The organism is Mycobacterium sp. E2733 (genome assembly GCF_001667585.1).
Lineage (GTDB): Bacteria > Actinomycetota > Actinomycetes > Mycobacteriales > Mycobacteriaceae > Mycobacterium.
Genome location: NZ_LZJZ01000107.1, coordinates 26,783 through 42,866, shown reverse-complemented (window position 1 = coordinate 42,866; position 16,084 = coordinate 26,783). Strand labels below are relative to the sequence as shown.

Genomic DNA, 16,084 nt, shown 5'->3' with positions numbered 1-16,084 from the left:
TCCATGCCGTTGCGCGCCGTTACGACGGGCGTTCAGGCGACCACCTCGCTCGTCGAGGCCGGCATCACCATCGCCGCGATTCCGCTGCGCGAGGGCGCCCGGGCGATCTCCGGCGAACTGCCGCAAGACATACCGGCAACACTGAGCCGGCGGTGCTGGCGCGGCGAGGAGCGCGCCTGGATCGAGGTGCGTGGGCTGGACGGCGCCGAAGGCGACGCGCTCGGGCGCGCGGTGCTCGACGCGGTGCTGGCCCATCCCGGGATCGCGTCGGCCGCCCTGAACTACCCGCTGTCCCGTGTGGTGGTCACCTTCGGCGATGCGGACACCTCGCTGCGCGACCTCTGCCACAGCGTCGAGGCCGCCGAGAAGCGCTGCACCCCAAAAGGATTCGCCAAGCCGATGGCGCCCCCGACGAGTCTGCCGGGCGATGGCGTGGTGCTGGCGACCCGGGCCGCCACGGCGGCCGCCAGCGCGGCCGGACTGGGCATAGCGCTGACCGGCCGGGCGCTGCGCTGGCCGCGCATGCCCGTCGGTGTCCTGGCGGCCGTGGTGGCCGTCGACTACCAACCTTGGCTGCGCCGCCTGCTCGAGGACCGCATCGGCCGGCCCGCGACCGACACCGTGCTGGCCCTGGCCGTGACGACCGCGGAAACGCTCACGCTGTCCCCCGCGTCGCTGTCGGTGGGTCTGCTGATGCAGTCGCTCAAAGCCGCGGAATGCCGTGCGGAGGCCCGCGCCTGGGTCCAGCACGAGCCGCAACTGGCCAGTCACGCCGATCACCCGCACACTGACGCCTCGGCGCGGTCGAAGCCGGCCCGCGGCCGGCCCGCCGATCATCATGCCGACCGCTTCGCGCTGGTCCAGGCGATCAGCGCCGGGGTCGTCGGCGCCACGACCCGCAACCTTCACCAGGCGGCCCTGGCCGTCCTGGTGACCACCCCCGCGGCCAACCGCACCACGCCCGAGGCGTTCGCGGCGGCGCTCGGCCAGGGGCTGGCGGACCGACACGCGGTCCTGTCGCTGCGTCCGGAGGCGCTGCGCCGCCTGGACCGGGTGGACGCGATCGTCATCGACCCCCGGGTGTTGTGTACCAAGAGCTTGCGGGTGTCGCTCATCCGCGGCGCCCGGGAAGCCGAGCTGTCGGCGGCGTGGTCGCGCGCCCAGCTGATGCTCGAAAATCATCGGTTGCGGCCGGGCTGGCACCCGGTGCCCGGAATAGCCGCGAGCTCGCCGACCGCCAAAGTCGAGGCCCTTTTCTGTTTCACGCACGACCCGTTGGCGTCGGCCGTCGTCGCCGAGGCGCACCGGACGGGATCGGAATTGGTTTCGGTGGAGGACGATTCGCTGGGCGAGTTGCGCCCCGCGTTCGACGAGATCACGCCGGTGGAACGGGGGTCCGTCGACGACGCCCTGGCCCGTGCCGTGGCCGATCTGCAGCAGGCGGGCCGCACGGTCGCCGTGCTGTCATCCCCAGGGGCCCAAGCAATTTGGGCGGCCGACGTGGCGCTGGGCATGATGCCCGAGCCCGGGGCCGGCCCGCCACCGTGGTACGCCGACCTGCTGCTGCCCGACCTGGCGGCCGCCTGGCGGGTGCTGCACGCGCTCCCGGCGGCCCGGGCCGCCGCCCAACGCGGCGTCGGGATCTCCGCCGGCGCGACGGCGATGGGCTCGCTGCTGATGATTCCCGGTGTCCGCGGCATCGGGCGCGGACCGGTGACCACTGGTGCGGCGGCGGGTCTGATGTCGGGATACCTGTTGGCGCGCGGCATCATCAAGGCGGACGCTCCGCGCCCGGCCCCCGTGCAGGAATGGCACGCGATGGCGGTCGAGCACGTCCGCCGGGCGTTGCCGCCGCCCGACTCGGAACCCGCCGGCGATCCGCGCCAGCTCGCGCTGGCCGCCCTGGGCGCCCCGCAGCCCGAAACGCGCGCGCACGCCTTCCTGCAGTTCGTGGTCGCCGTTCGCGCGGAGCTGACCGACCCGCTGACCCCCGTGCTGGCACTCGGCTCGGCGGCCAGCGCGGTGCTCGGCTCCCCGGTCGACGCCGTTCTGGTCTTTTCGGTGCTGGCGGGAAACTCCATGCTCGCGGCCAGCCAGCGGCTGCGCGCCGAAAACCGGCTCAATCACCTGCTGGCGCAACAGATCCCACCGGCGCGCAAGGTGATGTCCGATGGCGCCGACCGGGTGTACACCGACGTCATCGCGGCGCAGCTGCAGCCCGGCGACGTCATCGAGGTGCGCACCCACGAGGTGGTGCCCGCCGACGCCCGGATCATCGAGGAGGTCGATGTCGAGGTTGACGAGTCGACGCTGACCGGTGAGTCCCTGTCGGTGGAGAAGCAGGTCGAGCCGACGCCCGGCGCCGCCCTCGCCGAACGCCGCTGCATGCTCTACGCGGGAACGACCGTCGTGGCGGGCACCGCGGTGGCGGTGGTGACCGCGGTCGGGGCGGACACCCAGGAACGCCGCGCCGCCGAGCTGGTGTCCGGCGACCTGTCGTCGGACATCGGTCTGCAACACCAGCTCAGCCAGCTCACCAACCGGGCCTTCCCGGTCAGCATGACGGGCGGCGCGCTGGTCAGCGTGCTGGGTCTGTTGCGGGGCTCGGTTTTGCGCCAGGCGGTTGCCAGCGGCATCGCGATCGCCGTCGCGGCGGTTCCCGAGGGAATGCCGTTGGTGGCCACCCTGGCGCAAGCGGCGTCGGCGCGGCGGCTGACGAAGTTCGGCGCGCTGGTCCGCGTTCCGCGTTCGGTGGAGGCGCTCGGCCGCATCGACGTGGTGTGCTTCGACAAGACCGGGACGCTCAGCCAGAACCGGCTGCGGGTGGCCGAGGTCGTCGCCGCGCCGGGAACGTCGCGCGAAGAGGTGCTGCGGTGTGCCGCGCACGCCGCGCCCGCGTCCAACGGCAACCCGCACGTGCACGCCACCGACGTCGCCATCGTCGAGGCCGCCGCGGCGGTCCCGTCCCTCAATGGGCACAACTCGAATGCGCCCGTCGCGCACCTGCCGTTCCGCTCCGGCCGGTCGTTCTCCGCCTCGGTGACGGACACCGAGCTGGCCGTCAAGGGGGCGCCCGAGGTGGTGCTGGCGGCCTGCGGCAACGTGAGCCCCGCTCTGGAGGAGACGGTCGCGCAGATGGCCGGCAGCGGCCTGCGGGTGATCGCGGTGGCGCGGCGGCAGCTCAGTCCGGCCCAGGCGCGGGCGATCCGGCAGGAGCCCGACGACATCGCGGATTTCGCCCGGGACGGGCTGACCCTGACCGGATTCCTGGGTTTGTCCGACACCCCCCGCGCCGAAGCGGCCGACCTGCTCGCGGATCTGCGCCGGCTCTCAGTGGGCGTCAAGCTGATCACCGGGGACCATCCGATCACCGCCAAAGCCATCGCCGAGGAGCTCGGGCTGAGCGTGACCGCCGAACAGGTGATCAGCGGCGCCGAATGGGACGCGATGTCGCGCAAGGATCAAGAACGCGTCGTGACCGAACGGGTGATCTTCGCCCGGATGACACCGGAGAACAAGGTCCAGGTCGTGCAGACGCTCGAGAGCGCGGGCGTGCGCACCGCGATGGTCGGCGACGGGGCCAACGACGCCGCCGCGATCCGGGCCGCCACCGTCGGCATCGGCGTCGTCGCCGGCGGCAGCGACCCGGCGCACATGGCGGCCGACGTGGTGCTGGTGGACGCACGCATCGAGGGCCTGCTGCACGCCATCGAGGAGGGGCGCCAACTCTGGCAGCGGGTGCAGGCCGCCGTTTCGGTGCTGCTCGGCGGCAATGCCGGCGAGGTGTTGTTCGCGATCGTCGGCAGCGCGATCACCGGGACCTCGCCGCTGAACACGCGGCAGCTGCTGCTGGTGAACATGATGACCGACGCGCTGCCGGCGGCCGCCCTGGCGGTCAGCAAGCCCAGCGGCCCGGTCGACCCGGGCATCCGGGGCCCCGACCAGCCCGCGTTGTGGCGGGCCGTCGCCATCCGCGGCGTCACCACGGCGGCCGCGACGACGGCGGCGTGGGCGATGGGAAGCGTCACCGGTCGCCCGCAGCGGGCATCCACCGTCGCGCTGGTCGCCCTGGTGGGCGCCGAGCTGGGTCAAACCCTGCTGGATTCGCATGCCCCGCTGGTGGTGTTCACCGCGGTGGGTTCGCTCGCGGCGATGGGGACGCTGATCAGCATCCCGGTGGTCAGCCAGTTGCTCGGCTGCACACCGCTGGGTCCAGTCGGCTGGGCGCAGGGGCTGGGATCCGCTGCCGCGGCGACCGTCGCGATCGGCGTTCTGAATCGTGCGCTGACGGGTCCGGGCAAATCGGCCGATACTCGCGCTGAGGTGCGCGAACCTCGACGACCCCGGCCCGCCATAGCAGCGCATAGAGTTCCTGTAACGGCACCTTCAGCACCAGAGCAATAGATGAGACTAGCGGATCGCCCCCGGTGTCGGTCATCGTCGACATAAGTCCGACGGTGGTCGCACCACCCGGCGAGTCGGCAAACCCTTCGTTACCGAAAGGCAAATGATGGCGGAAAAGAAGTCACGCAGGGGGACCTCGCAGCGGGATGCGGTGCAAAAGATCCGCGAAGGCGAAACGTTCCACGTCAACCTTCCGGTGCTCGGTCAGATGGAGATTCCCCGGCCGGAGCAGCTGGCCTATTTCGGGGGCCTGGCCGCCCTGGCGGCGCTCGAACTCATCGACTGGCCGGTGGCCGTGGTGATCGCCGCCGGGCACCTCCTGGCCAGCAATCACCACAACAAGATGCTCGAAGAGCTCGGCGAGGCGATGGAAGAGGCCTAACCGGTCCCGACGACCCGGTCGAACCGCAACGTGACCCGGGTGCCCCCGGAAGTGCGGAGCGTGTCGACGTGATCGGCCAGGCCGCCGATCAGGGTCAGACCGCGGCCGCGCCGCCGGCTGCGCAGGCTGGCCGAGGAATCCCCCACCCATTGCCCGGTGTCGCTGACCGTGACCGCGATCGTCTGCCGGCGCAGGAAGGCCTCCACCGAGACCGTTCGGCGGGGTTCGCCGTCGCTGCCGTGCTCGATCGCGTTGGTGACGGCTTCGCCGGTCGCCAACAGGATGTCCATTTCGCGCTTCGGGTCGACGTTGATGCCGGCCAGCCAGTTGTGTAACCGCTCGCGCGCCACGGGGATCTGCCCCGGCGATGCCGTCACCACGGTGGCGAAGCTGCGCGGGGTCTCGTGGCTCGGCCGCAGGGCGAGCACGACGACGTCGTCCCGGTAGCCGGCAGGCGGGGCCATTCGGGACAGCAGCCCGGCGCAGATCGCCTCGACCGGCAGGTCGGCGCATTCCGCGGCCGCGGCCTGCAGGCGGCCGAGGCCGTCATCGAGCGTCTCCCCGGCGCGTTCGATGAGCCCGTCGGTGTAGAGCAGGATCAGGCTTCCCGGCGGCAGGTTCGCCGTCGCGGTGACGCCGGACGGATAGCTCTCCGCGTCGTATTCCTTGATGGCCACCGGGAGACGCCGCCCGGACGTCAGGTACACCGCGCGATGGTCGGGAAAGACCAGCAGCGGATAGGGGTGGCCGGCGCAGCTGTACCGGACGGTGGCGCAACCGGTGTCCGGTTCGGTCTCGACGAGCGCGTAGGCCACCGTCGCGCAGCGCGCACCCGCGACGCTGGCCCCGTATCGGTCCAGCGCGCCCAGCACCGCGTCCGGTTCGCCCGCGGTCAGGGCGGAGGCGGCGACCGCGGCGCGCAGCCTGCTCATCACGATCGCGGCGGCCAATCCGTGCCCGACGACGTCGCCCACCGAGATCCCGACCCGCCCGGCGCGATCCAGCGGGGTGACCGAATACCAGTCCCCGCCGACGCGCATCGCCTCACCCGCGGGCTGGTACACGGCGGCCACGACCGCCGCGGTCGAGCCGCGGTCCAGGTCCAGCAGGTGCTCCTGGAAGTCGACGGCGATGCGGTGTTCGCGCGCCATCACGCGAATCCGGTCCAGGGCCGAGGACGTCAGCTCGGCCACCCGGCCGAACGCGTCGAGTTCGGCGGCACCGAACTGACGCGGCGCGGCCCACAGCAGGCCCAGCATGCCGATGACGCGGCCCGTGTGATCCCGCAGCGGATGGGCGACGCACGCGCGAACGCTGTCGGCGGTGTCCTGCACCGCGTGCTGATAGCGCGGCGGCAGGTCGAACGTGTCCGTGATGACCATCGGCTCGCCGCTCCGCACCACGTCGGCGCCGACCACCGGCGAGTCGAGCTCGGTCACGTGGTAGCGGTCGCGCAGTTCGCCCGGGAGGTCACCGGCGTACTCGAACCGGATGTGGCGTTCGCCGTCGAGGACGCCGATCGCGACGGCGGTGGCGTCGGCCGAGCCGAATGGCGATTCGAGCAAGGCATCCAGGATGCCGGCGACCGAGTCGGTGGCCTGCAGCGCGGAGTCGAGTGGCACCAGATCGGAGGCCGCCGCGCGGCGCTGTCGGTCGCGCTCGCGGGCCACCGCCGACAGTCGCGACTTCAGCCGGTCGACCAGCTCCTGCGATCGGAACGGCTTGGGCAGGTAGTCGTCGGCTCCACCGGCATAGCCCTCGTCGACCGCCTCCGCACCGGCCCGGGCGGACAGCATGAGGACCGGCGTCGCCGCCAGTTCGGGGTCCGCGCGGATGGCCGCCACCAGTTCGAAGCCGCCGACGCCCGGCATCATCACATCGGTGACCACCGCGTCCGGGCGCAGGTTTCGGGTCGCCGCGAGCGCCGACTCGCCGTCTGCGGCACAAACCGTCTCCCAATGGGGCGACAGCACCCGGTCGAGATGGTCGCGCATGTCGGCGTTGTCGTCGGCGATCAACACCAACTGGCGAGACCTCTCGGCCGTCGATGGGTCGCGTGCGGAAACGGGCGTCAGCCATTGCCGGGCCTCCGCCACGTACGGGTTGGTCTCGTCCAGCGGGCCGGCGGGCGAGTGATCGGCCGCCGTACCGACGGATTGCGGCAACCGGATGGTCACCGTCGTGCCGCGGTCCAATTCGCTGTCGATCTCCACGGTTCCGCTGTGCAGCTCGACGAGCCCGCGCACCAGCGAGAGCCCGATGCCGGTGCCTTCCACGCTGCGGCCGCGCAGGTTGTCGGCCCGGTAGAAGCGCTCGAACAGGCGGTCCAGGTCCTCGGCGGCGATCCCCACTCCGGTGTCGCGCATGGTGACGACGCAGTGCGCGGGTTCGGCGCGCACCTCGACCGAAATCGAGCCCCGCAGGGTGTATTTGACCGCGTTCGACAGGAGGTTCAGGATGATCGTCTCCCACATGCCCGGGTCGACGTCGGCCAGCACCGGGGAGCAGTTCACCACGAGATCGAGCCCCGCCCGATGGCACAGCTCGGTAAAAGACGACGCAATGTGGGCGGTCAGCGCGCCGACATCGGTACACGCCAGTTCCGCGTTCGCGCGGCCGGCCTCGATGCGGGAGAAGTCGAGCAGAGAGTCGACCAGGCGCTGCAGGCGCCGAGCGTTGCGGCTCGCCGTGCCGAGCCGCTCCGCCAATGTGCTTCCCGGCGTCGCTTCGGACAGCGCATCGTCGAGGGGCCCGAGCAGCAGCGTCAGTGGGGTGCGGAACTCGTGACTCACGTTCGTCAGGAAAGCCGTTTTCGCGCGGTCCAATTCGGCCAGCGCGTCGGCCCGGCGCCGCTGCTGTTCGTAGGAGACGGCGGAGGCGAACGCCGCGGACAGCTGGTCGGCCAGCAGTTGGCAGAACCCGCGGTACATCGAATCGAGCGGACGCCGCGGACTTATTCCGATGACCACCGCACCGGCGTTCGCCGTGTCACCCAACGGCAAAACCAGGGCCTGTCGCGGACAGTTCTCGCCGAACAGCTCGGTGATGCCGGGGATCAGGTCCTCGAGCCGGTCGATGACGCGCGCGGCCCGGGCGCGTTGCGTCACGTCCCCACCCGTGAGCTCGGCCAGCGAGCCCGGCAGCAGCGGGCGGATGGACGGCGTGGCCCCGCGCAGCGTGTTGACGCGCGCCCCCTTTCCGTCGCCCGCCACGTACACGGCGATGAACGGCAGGTCCATCGGCTGTGCGCCGCACACCGCGACGGCGCTGCTGACCGCGTCGTCGATGGCGTGCGCGTCCATCACGGCGGTCGCCACCGCGTTGAGCAACTGGAGCCGGCGCTCGCTCAACACCCGGTCGGTCGTCTCGATCACCGCGCAGAAGATGGCGGTGACGACGCCGTCGCTGCCGATGATGGGGCTGTAGGTGAAGGTGAAGTACCGCTCCTGGGACTGCCCGGCGGTCATCAGCGGCAACATCAGGTCGTTGGACCAGGTCGCGACGCCGGTGTCCATGACGCTGACGAGCATCGGGGAGATCTGTTGCCAGATCTCCCACCACACCTGGTCGGCGGGACAACCGAGGGCCGCCGGATGTTTGTCGCCCAGGATCTGCGCGTACGCGTCGTTGTACATCAGGAAGAGATCCCGTCCGAGCCAGAGCACGATGGGAAATCGCGACGTCAGGGCGACCGCCACCGCAGTCCGGATCTCGGCCGACCACTCCCGCGGCGGTCCCAAAGGATGGGTGTCCCAGTCGAATTCGGCGAACAGGCGGCCCACTTCCCCGCCCAAACCGACCGCAGCCACCAGATCGGCCGGCAACGCCGGGTTCATTGCTGTCGCTTGTGTTGCAGAGCCTCGGCAAGCGTGGGATAGATGTCGAAGATCCGATCCAGTTCGGTCACCTCGATCGGACGAAGCACTTGGTCGTTGTTCGCGACCAGCCGGACGGTAGTCCCGGCTTCCTTGCCTTCGTCGTGGCACTCGAGCACGGCGTTCAGCGCCGCGCTCCCGAAGAAGTCGACGGCTTGCAGGTCGACGACGACCAGCCGGGCCGGGTGTGTCTCGGCCAGCTTGAGCGCGGCGGTCAGGTGAGCGGTTACCTCATCGACGGTACTTGAGTCGACGCCGCCTTTAACGCGCACGACGACCGCATCCTCGAGAGGCTCATGTTCCACCGCCAACAACCTTCAGTGCCTTTCACCGTTCGGAGTGTCTCGGAACACTAACTGTTTGCGGGCTGCCGCGTTCGCGTATTCCCCTGGTTACCCAGCAGACTCGGCGGATATCCGTTCATGCACTGTCAGCAGCAGATGATCAAACTGACTCTGCAGGGTGGCCGTCGAGCCTTCCAGGGTTGTCACCTCGGCGAGCAGTTGCCGGGCCAGCGCCCGTAGCTTCACATTCGTCTCTTGCGACCGCCACTGCAGCACGCGAAAGGCCTGCTCGGCGCTGACCCGGTAGACGAACATCAGCACGCCCTTGGCCTGCTCGATCGCCGCACGGCTTTCGAAGAGGTCGGGGAGCGCCTCATCGAGCACCTCTTGCCGGGTCTCGTCGAAGGTGTTGGTGAGGTCGATGTAGTAGCCCGCTGTGCCCACCACGGCGCCCGACTCGTCGTGCATGCGGTCGGCCACCACGATGGCGTCGTGCACCTTGCCGGCCGTGTCGATGAACCGGTGCCGGCTGGAGAACGACTCCGCCGACCGCAGGGCGTAGTCGAGCACTTCCTGGACGTGCGCACGGTCATCGGGGTGCTTGTGCGACAGCAACAGCTTCGTCGTCGGTTCGACGGTGCCCGGTTCGTAGCCGTGCATCCTGGCCACCTCGTCGGACCACTCCCAGCGCTCCCCGATGAACCAGAACCGGAAAGTGCCTACGTTGAGATAGCGGGCGACGTCCGCCGGCGGGCTCGACTGTTGGCCGCTGCGGGACCCGGCGGGTGTCAACCCGTCCATTCCGCCTTGCTGTTGCACGTTTGCATCCTCGCACTCGGGGGATACCACCGGCTACCGCGCTGGCCAAAAGGCCCGCCCACATGTCAGGAGGTCCGGGGTGGGGGTAACGTCGCGTGCGGACCATCCAAAAACGCGGGAGCGCACGTCGAATGCGCTGAGAGGACGGCTCGGGGCCGTCGACCGTACGAACCTGACCGGGTAATGCCGGCGTAGGGAGATGAAAAATGACCGTCACTGTCGAACCGTCCGTCACCACCGGACCCGTCGCGGGGAGCAGCAAGGTCTACCGCGAGGTTGCGGGGTTCCCCGGCGCACGAGTCCCGTTCCGGCGCGTGCACCTGTCCACGGGGGACCACTTCGACCTCTATGACACCTCCGGTCCCTATACCGACGCGGACGCCGTCATCGATCTGACGGCGGGGCTGCCGGGCCGCCCGGGGGTGGTCCGCGACCGCGGCACCCAACTGCAGCGGGCCCGGGCCGGCGAGATCACCGCCGAGATGGCCTACATCGCCGCACGCGAGGACATGCCCGCCGAGCTGGTGCGCGACGAGGTCGCCCGCGGCCGGGCGGTGATCCCCGCCAACCACAATCACCCCGAGATCGAACCGATGATCATCGGCAAGGCCTTCGCGGTGAAGGTCAACGCCAACATCGGCAACTCCGCGGTGACGTCCTCGATCGCCGAGGAGGTCGACAAGATGGTGTGGGCCACCCGCTGGGGTGCGGACACCATCATGGACCTGTCCACCGGCAGGAACATCCACGAAACACGTGAGTGGATCCTGCGCAACTCGCCCGTTCCGGTCGGCACCGTGCCCATCTACCAGGCGCTGGAGAAGGTGAAGGGCGACCCCACCGAACTGACGTGGGAGATCTACCGCGACACCGTGATCGAGCAGTGCGAGCAGGGCGTTGACTACATGACCGTGCACGCCGGCGTGCTGCTGCGGTACGTGCCGCTGACCGCCAAGCGGGTCACCGGCATCGTGTCCCGCGGCGGGTCGATCATGGCGGCCTGGTGCCTGGCGCATCATCGGGAGTCGTTCCTCTACACCAACTTCGAGGAGCTCTGCGACATCTTCGCCCGCTACGACGTCACGTTCTCGCTCGGTGACGGGCTGCGGCCCGGGTCGATAGCCGACGCCAACGACGCCGCGCAGTTCGCCGAGCTGCGCACCCTGGGCGAGCTGACGAAGATCGCGAAAGCCCGCGGGGCGCAGGTGATGATCGAGGGGCCGGGACACGTCCCGATGCACAAGATCGTCGAGAACGTGCGCCTGGAAGAGGAGCTGTGCGAGGAGGCCCCGTTCTACACGCTGGGGCCGCTGGCCACCGACATCGCGCCGGCTTACGACCACATCACGTCGGCGATCGGCGCGGCGATCATCGCCCAGGCCGGCACCGCGATGCTCTGCTACGTGACGCCCAAGGAACACCTGGGGCTGCCCGACCGCAAGGACGTCAAGGACGGGGTGATCGCCTACAAGATCGCCGCCCACTCCGCGGACCTGGCCAAGGGGCATCCGCGCGCCCAGGAACGTGACGACGCGCTGAGCACGGCGCGCTTCGAGTTCCGCTGGAACGACCAGTTCGCGTTGTCGTTGGACCCCGACACCGCAAGGGACTTCCACGACGAGACCTTGCCGGCCGAACCCGCCAAGACGGCGCACTTCTGCTCGATGTGTGGGCCCAAGTTCTGCTCCATGCGGATCACCGCCGACGTTCGGGCCTATGCCGCCGAGCACGGGCTCGACAGCGAGGAGGCGATCGAGGCGGTCATGAACGAGGGCATGGCCGAGAAGTCGCGCGAGTTCGCCGAGCACGGCAAGCGGGTGTACCTGCCGATCACCCAGTGAATCTCCTGCCTCTGCCTGCGCCGGGCACCACGCCGCTGCGGGTGCTGTCCATCGCCGGATCCGACTCGGGCGGCGGCGCGGGCATTCAGGCCGATATGCGCACGATGGCGCTGCTGGGAGTGCACGCCTGCGTCGCGGTGTCCGCGGTCACCGTTCAGAACACGGTGGGTGTCAAGGGCTTTCACGAGGTGCCTGCCGGTGTCGTCGCCGAACAGATCGAAGCGGTGGTCTCCGACATCGGCGTTCAGGCCGCCAAGACCGGGATGCTGGCGTCGTCGGCCATCATCGAAGCGGTGGCCGCCACGTGGCGCCGGCTGGGCCTGGCGGTGCCGCTGGTCGTCGATCCGGTGTGCGCGTCCATGCACGGCGACGCCCTGCTGGAGTCATCCGCCCTGGATTCCCTTCGCGGCCAGCTTTTTCCATTGGCCACGCTCGTCACACCCAACCTTGACGAGGTGCGGCTGCTGGTGGACATCGATGTCGTGGACGCGGAGTCGCAGCGCGCGGCGGCCAAGGCGCTGCACGCGCTGGGGCCGCGGTGGGCGCTGGTCAAGGGCGGGCACCTGCGGTCGTCCGATCGAAGCTGCGACCTGCTTTATGACGGTGCCTCCTGCTATGAATTCGATTCGGAGCGGTTGCCGGGCGGTAACGACCACGGCGGTGGCGACACGCTGGCCTCGGCGATCGCCTGCGCGCTGGCGCACGGCTTCACCATGCCGGACGCGGTCGGGTTCGGGAAGCGATGGGTAACCGAATGCTTGCGCGCCTCCTATCCGCTGGGCCATGGCCACGGCCCCGTCTCCCCCCTGTTCAGGCTGTCATGAATCTCGAGGACATCGCGGGCGTCGCGCACGAACCCGAAGGCTCGGCGTCGGGCGTGGTGGTGCTGACCCACGGCGCCGGAGGAGACCGGGATTCGCCACTGCTGCAACAGGTTTGCGACGAATGGGCGCGGCGCGGCTGGCTCGCCGTCCGGTACAACCTGCCGTACCGCCGGCGCCGGCCCAAGGGCCCGCCGTCCGGGTCGGCGGCCACCGACCGCGCCGGAATCGTCGAGGCGATCAGGCTGTGCCGCGGACTGGCCGGCGGCCCGCTGATCGCCGGCGGGCATTCCTATGGCGGCCGGCAGACGTCCTTGGTGGTGGCCGCCCGCGAGGCCCGCCCTGTTGAAGTGGACCTGTTGACGCTGTTCTCGTATCCGGTCCACCCGCCGGGAAAGCCGGAGCGGGCCCGCACCGAACACCTGCCCGACATCAGAGTGCCGACGGTGTTCACGCACGGAACATCGGACCCCTTCGGCACGCCAGACGAACTGCGCGCCGCCGCCGCGCTCGTCGCCGGCACAACCGCCGTCGTCGAAATCGCCGGCGCGCGACACGATCTGCGGTCCAAGACCCTGAACGTGCCGGCGCTGGCGGTCGACGCCGCCCTGCAGCTGCTCGGCCGTAGTTAGACAGCCTGGGCTGGACAGTTTGGACTGTCTAATCTAAGACATGGTCAATGCCGGTCCGTTCCCCGGCAATCCCGATCCGGTCGGCTTCATCCGCTGCCTCGGCGACCAAGTGATACCCAAGCTCGCCCAGATCGGCTGATAGGGACGGCCGTTCGGTTATCCCGGATAGCGGGAGTAGCACGCGTCCATGTTGCCGGCCACGCCGCCGCGAAACGCCGCTATCCGGGTGAAACCGGCCGGCACGCTGGTGCCGTCCGCGTCACTTGCGACGAGGTGGTTGGTGAGCAACCCGGCCACCGCTTCGTCGAGATCGCCGGCCGTCAGCAGCAGCTGCTTCTGCGACGACAGCTCGATGGGTTCGGCCATCTTGCGATGCACCACGCCCGTCAGGCACGCGGTGCGCAGGGCGGTCCACGGGCTCTGCATGGCGAGCCCGCGTTCGTGCTGCACGGCCAGCGCGTACCGCGACATCACGGCCGACAGCGCGGTGTCGTCGCCCTGCGGCAGCGTTTGCTCGTTCTCGTCGGCAACCTTCCCCATCGCCGCCAGCTTCGGCAGGTCGATCACGATCGTGTTGGTGGCCGGGCAGTAGGACGCCGGCGGGCTGGCCTTGGCGTCGGGGCAATCGGCGGCCTGATAGGACAACGCCGGCGGATTCTTCGGCGAGAACACCTTTTCCAAGAGTTCCATCAGCGTCGACAAGGTGTCTTGGTCGATCGGGACCTCACCGGTCTCCGGGTTCCCGGTGCTGCTGTCGACGCGCAGGGCATTGGGCAGGTCGCCGCGGCGCTGCGAGATTTCCTTCCTGTCGATCACCGCGCAGGCCGAGGCGCCGTCGATGAAACCCATTTGGAAGGCGCTGATCCGGTCCAGGGCCGACCCGTGTTCGTCGTCGTTCTCGGTGTCGCTGTCCATTACCGGGTCCCGGGTGGTGATGATCCCCGCCAGCACGTGGTCCAGCCCGTCGGCGGTGCTCAGCGTGAACCGCGGTGACTTACCGTCGGCGACCCAGAACAGGTAGACGCCCGCGAAACAATCGGCCTGCTGCTCGCGCACGATCGTGGGGTCTCGTTTCGTCACCAGCTTCGCCATGGTCTGCAAGGCGTGGCCGAATTCGTGGGCCAGCACGCCGTTGACGGACATGTCGCCGAAATACCGTTGCGCGACGGGCATGAAAACCCCGCGGTCCCAGGCGATCAGGTTGCAGCGCGACGTGTAGAAGGCGTTGACGAGTTTATACGTGTCGTTGTGGCAAACGGTGAGGCTGGACGGTTGGTTGGAGTTGTACGACACCATCTTGCCGACCCGGACGAAATCGCCCTTCAGCGATTGGCTGTAGACCGACTTCCAGTATTCCTCGATGTCGTTGATCGACAGCAACGCCAACTTGTCGATCTCGCCGTTGTCGGTGTTGACGACCGTGCCGGTGGGGGCGGGTGCGTTCGAGCGGATCCCACTGGGGCCGTTGGTCGCGGGCAGGCCGCCCACCCGGAACGGGTCGTTGAGCATCGACAGCGCCCGCCCGTCGACGAAGGATGTGCACCCCGACACCACGATTGCCGCCGCTGCACAGCTGAACGCCACCCGCAGCAAGGCGGCCGCCCTGCGCGGGCGGCCACCGGCCGGCTGACGTCGATTGTGCGCAGGGCTATTCATACGAACCTCATCCCGGCCGGTTACAGGGCAGCACCAAAGCGTCTCATTCTAGAGCGGTTGGCTAACCCTGACAGTCCGAATGAAGACCGCGGTTGAGCGCCGGCCCCGGCCACGGCAGCGCGGGGTTGCGGCCAGCTTGCGCGTTGCGGAACGACACGCGCCGGGCAGGTTTCATGTTCTGATCAGCGAACTCCAGGGCGCCTTCGAGTGTCGCGTTGGCGCGTCCGCTAGGGGCGCGGCGCCGTCGGCGTGGGCGTTTGCTGAGGTCCCATCATCCCCGGGCCCATCATGCCGCCGGGCCCCATCATCGGGCAGGTACCGCCACGTCCGCCGCCGTAGCCGTGGTGCCAGCCGTAACGGTCACCCGAGGCCGCGCCCAAAAAGAGGCCCGAGAAGAAGATCACCGCGACGACGAACACGACGCCGGCGACGATGACCACCCACGCGACCACTTGACTCAGTCGACTGTGCGCGCCGAATCGATACCCGTCCCCGGGGGTCACGGTGGTCGGTCCGACGCTGGATTCAGGATTTTGCGTCATGCCCAAACGATGGCACAGGGATACCCACCGGGGGTAGGGACCATTGGCCCTAGAAAAGGCGTCGCGTACCTGGTCGGCTTGCCGTATGGCTGGACTGACTCGGCGGGCGGCGCTTGCCGCGATCGGCGCGGGCAGCATCCTGGGTCTGACACATCTGCGTCGGAGCGTCTTTCAGCCGCCCTCGACGGCTATCCGCCTCACGGACGGGGGCGGTTGCATGGGCGCCGGTCACATGGACATGAGCCGCTACATGGAGATGTTCATGCGGCACAGCGAAATCGACCGCGTCGTCGAGGACGTTCCCGGCGGTGTGCGCACCACCACCGAATCGGCGTCGCCAGAGCTGACCGCCCAACTGCAAGAGCATGTTTCGAGCATGTACGCCCACCTCGATCAGGGAACCGAAATCCGTTGCATGAGCCAAAGCCTGCCGACCCTTTTCCGTCGTGCCGGCGGCTACCGCCGCCAGCTCACGTTCACACCTAAAGGCGTGATCGCCGAGGAGACCGCCGACGATCCGGCCCTCACCGACGTCATCCGTGCGCACGCGCGCGAGGTGACCGGTTTCGTGCGGGACGGGATGCCCGCCATGATGCAACAGTCGATGGGTCCGGGCGGGATGGGGTGCGGCCGGATGATGGGGCCTCGCAGGCCTTGACGCCCAACGCCTTAAGGCGGGGGGTGCGGGGCCGATTTGGGCGGGTTCGGTGGCGTTGCGCTGGGCCCGGTTCCGGGCGCGAGTGACGCAGAGGCCGGCAAACAGCAGCGCGCCACCCGGGGTGGTGACGTAGGTGTGCCCATCGGGCAGTCGGGAGATCACGGTGCCAT

11 protein-coding genes, 2 pseudogenes and 1 riboswitch are annotated in these 16,084 nt (G+C 69.4%); of the genes and pseudogenes, 7 read left to right on the top strand and 6 right to left on the bottom strand.

Annotated elements, in window-relative coordinates; all coding sequences use genetic code 11:
• Positions 1 to 3: 3 nt before the first annotated feature.
• A complete protein-coding gene (locus tag A5678_RS20210; RefSeq protein WP_156747004.1) occupies positions 4 to 4,404 on the top strand; it encodes a cation-translocating P-type ATPase in 4,401 nt (1,466 codons plus the stop codon).
• Here the strand turns inward: A5678_RS20210 and A5678_RS28225 are convergent.
• A pseudogene (locus tag A5678_RS28225) lies at positions 4,370 to 4,447 on the bottom strand (hypothetical protein); the annotation flags it as partial. The gene A5678_RS20210 and the pseudogene A5678_RS28225 sit on opposite strands and share 35 nt — an antisense overlap.
• A 63-nt stretch (positions 4,448 to 4,510) precedes the next feature.
• Here A5678_RS28225 and A5678_RS20205 point away from each other — a divergent pair.
• Positions 4,511 to 4,786 (top strand): hypothetical protein, encoded by a 276-nt coding sequence (locus tag A5678_RS20205; RefSeq protein ID WP_156747009.1) that lies wholly within the window; start codon positions 4,511 to 4,513, stop codon positions 4,784 to 4,786.
• Here A5678_RS20205 and A5678_RS20200 read toward each other — a convergent pair.
• From A5678_RS20200 to A5678_RS20190, 3 genes are all read right to left on the bottom strand, one after another.
• The gene (locus tag A5678_RS20200; RefSeq protein WP_068045776.1) at positions 4,783 to 8,622 is read right to left on the bottom strand and encodes an ATP-binding protein; all 3,840 of its coding nucleotides are present in this window, start codon (positions 8,620 to 8,622) and stop codon (positions 4,783 to 4,785) included. The genes A5678_RS20205 and A5678_RS20200 overlap by 4 nt on opposite strands.
• On the bottom strand, positions 8,619 to 8,975 hold the full coding sequence (locus tag A5678_RS20195; protein ID WP_068045773.1) for an STAS domain-containing protein: 357 nt from the start codon (positions 8,973 to 8,975) through the stop codon (positions 8,619 to 8,621). Before A5678_RS20195 ends, A5678_RS20200 begins: the two co-directional genes overlap by 4 nt.
• A 78-nt stretch (positions 8,976 to 9,053) precedes the next feature.
• Positions 9,054 to 9,746 carry a PAS and ANTAR domain-containing protein gene (locus tag A5678_RS20190; RefSeq protein WP_068045770.1) on the bottom strand — a complete coding sequence of 231 codons (693 nt, stop codon included), beginning with the start codon at positions 9,744 to 9,746 and terminating at the stop codon, positions 9,054 to 9,056.
• A 122-nt stretch (positions 9,747 to 9,868) separates the two neighbouring features.
• A riboswitch (TPP riboswitch) is annotated at positions 9,869 to 9,979 on the top strand.
• On the opposite strand from A5678_RS20190, the gene thiC reads away from it, so the two are divergent.
• The 4 genes and pseudogenes from thiC to A5678_RS27295 all read left to right on the top strand — a co-directional run.
• Positions 9,971 to 11,605 carry a phosphomethylpyrimidine synthase ThiC gene (gene thiC / locus A5678_RS20185; protein WP_068045767.1) on the top strand — a complete coding sequence of 545 codons (1,635 nt, stop codon included), beginning with the start codon at positions 9,971 to 9,973 and terminating at the stop codon, positions 11,603 to 11,605. (Overlaps the previous riboswitch by 9 nt.)
• The gene (gene thiD / locus A5678_RS20180) at positions 11,602 to 12,429 is read left to right on the top strand and encodes a bifunctional hydroxymethylpyrimidine kinase/phosphomethylpyrimidine kinase (RefSeq protein WP_068045763.1); all 828 of its coding nucleotides are present in this window, start codon (positions 11,602 to 11,604) and stop codon (positions 12,427 to 12,429) included. Before thiC ends, thiD begins: the two co-directional genes overlap by 4 nt.
• Positions 12,426 to 13,058, top strand: a complete 633-nt coding sequence (locus A5678_RS20175; RefSeq protein WP_068045760.1) for an alpha/beta family hydrolase — start codon at positions 12,426 to 12,428, stop codon at positions 13,056 to 13,058. The genes thiD and A5678_RS20175 overlap by 4 nt, the downstream gene beginning before the upstream one ends.
• 37 nt (positions 13,059 to 13,095) lie before the next feature.
• Positions 13,096 to 13,197, top strand: a pseudogene (locus tag A5678_RS27295) (LLM class F420-dependent oxidoreductase); the annotation flags it as partial.
• Between the two features lie 17 nt (positions 13,198 to 13,214).
• On the opposite strand, the gene A5678_RS20170 reads toward A5678_RS27295, so the two are convergent.
• Positions 13,215 to 14,714, bottom strand: a complete 1,500-nt coding sequence (locus A5678_RS20170) for a peptidase (RefSeq protein ID WP_156747003.1) — start codon at positions 14,712 to 14,714, stop codon at positions 13,215 to 13,217.
• 227 nt (positions 14,715 to 14,941) lie between these two features.
• A complete protein-coding gene (locus A5678_RS20165) occupies positions 14,942 to 15,256 on the bottom strand; it encodes a hypothetical protein (protein WP_068045755.1) in 315 nt (104 codons plus the stop codon).
• Between the two features lie 85 nt (positions 15,257 to 15,341).
• On the opposite strand from A5678_RS20165, the gene A5678_RS20160 reads away from it, so the two are divergent.
• Positions 15,342 to 15,914, top strand: coding sequence for a hypothetical protein (locus A5678_RS20160; protein WP_068045752.1), 573 nt, complete (start codon positions 15,342 to 15,344; stop codon positions 15,912 to 15,914).
• Positions 15,915 to 16,084: the final 170 nt, after the last annotated feature.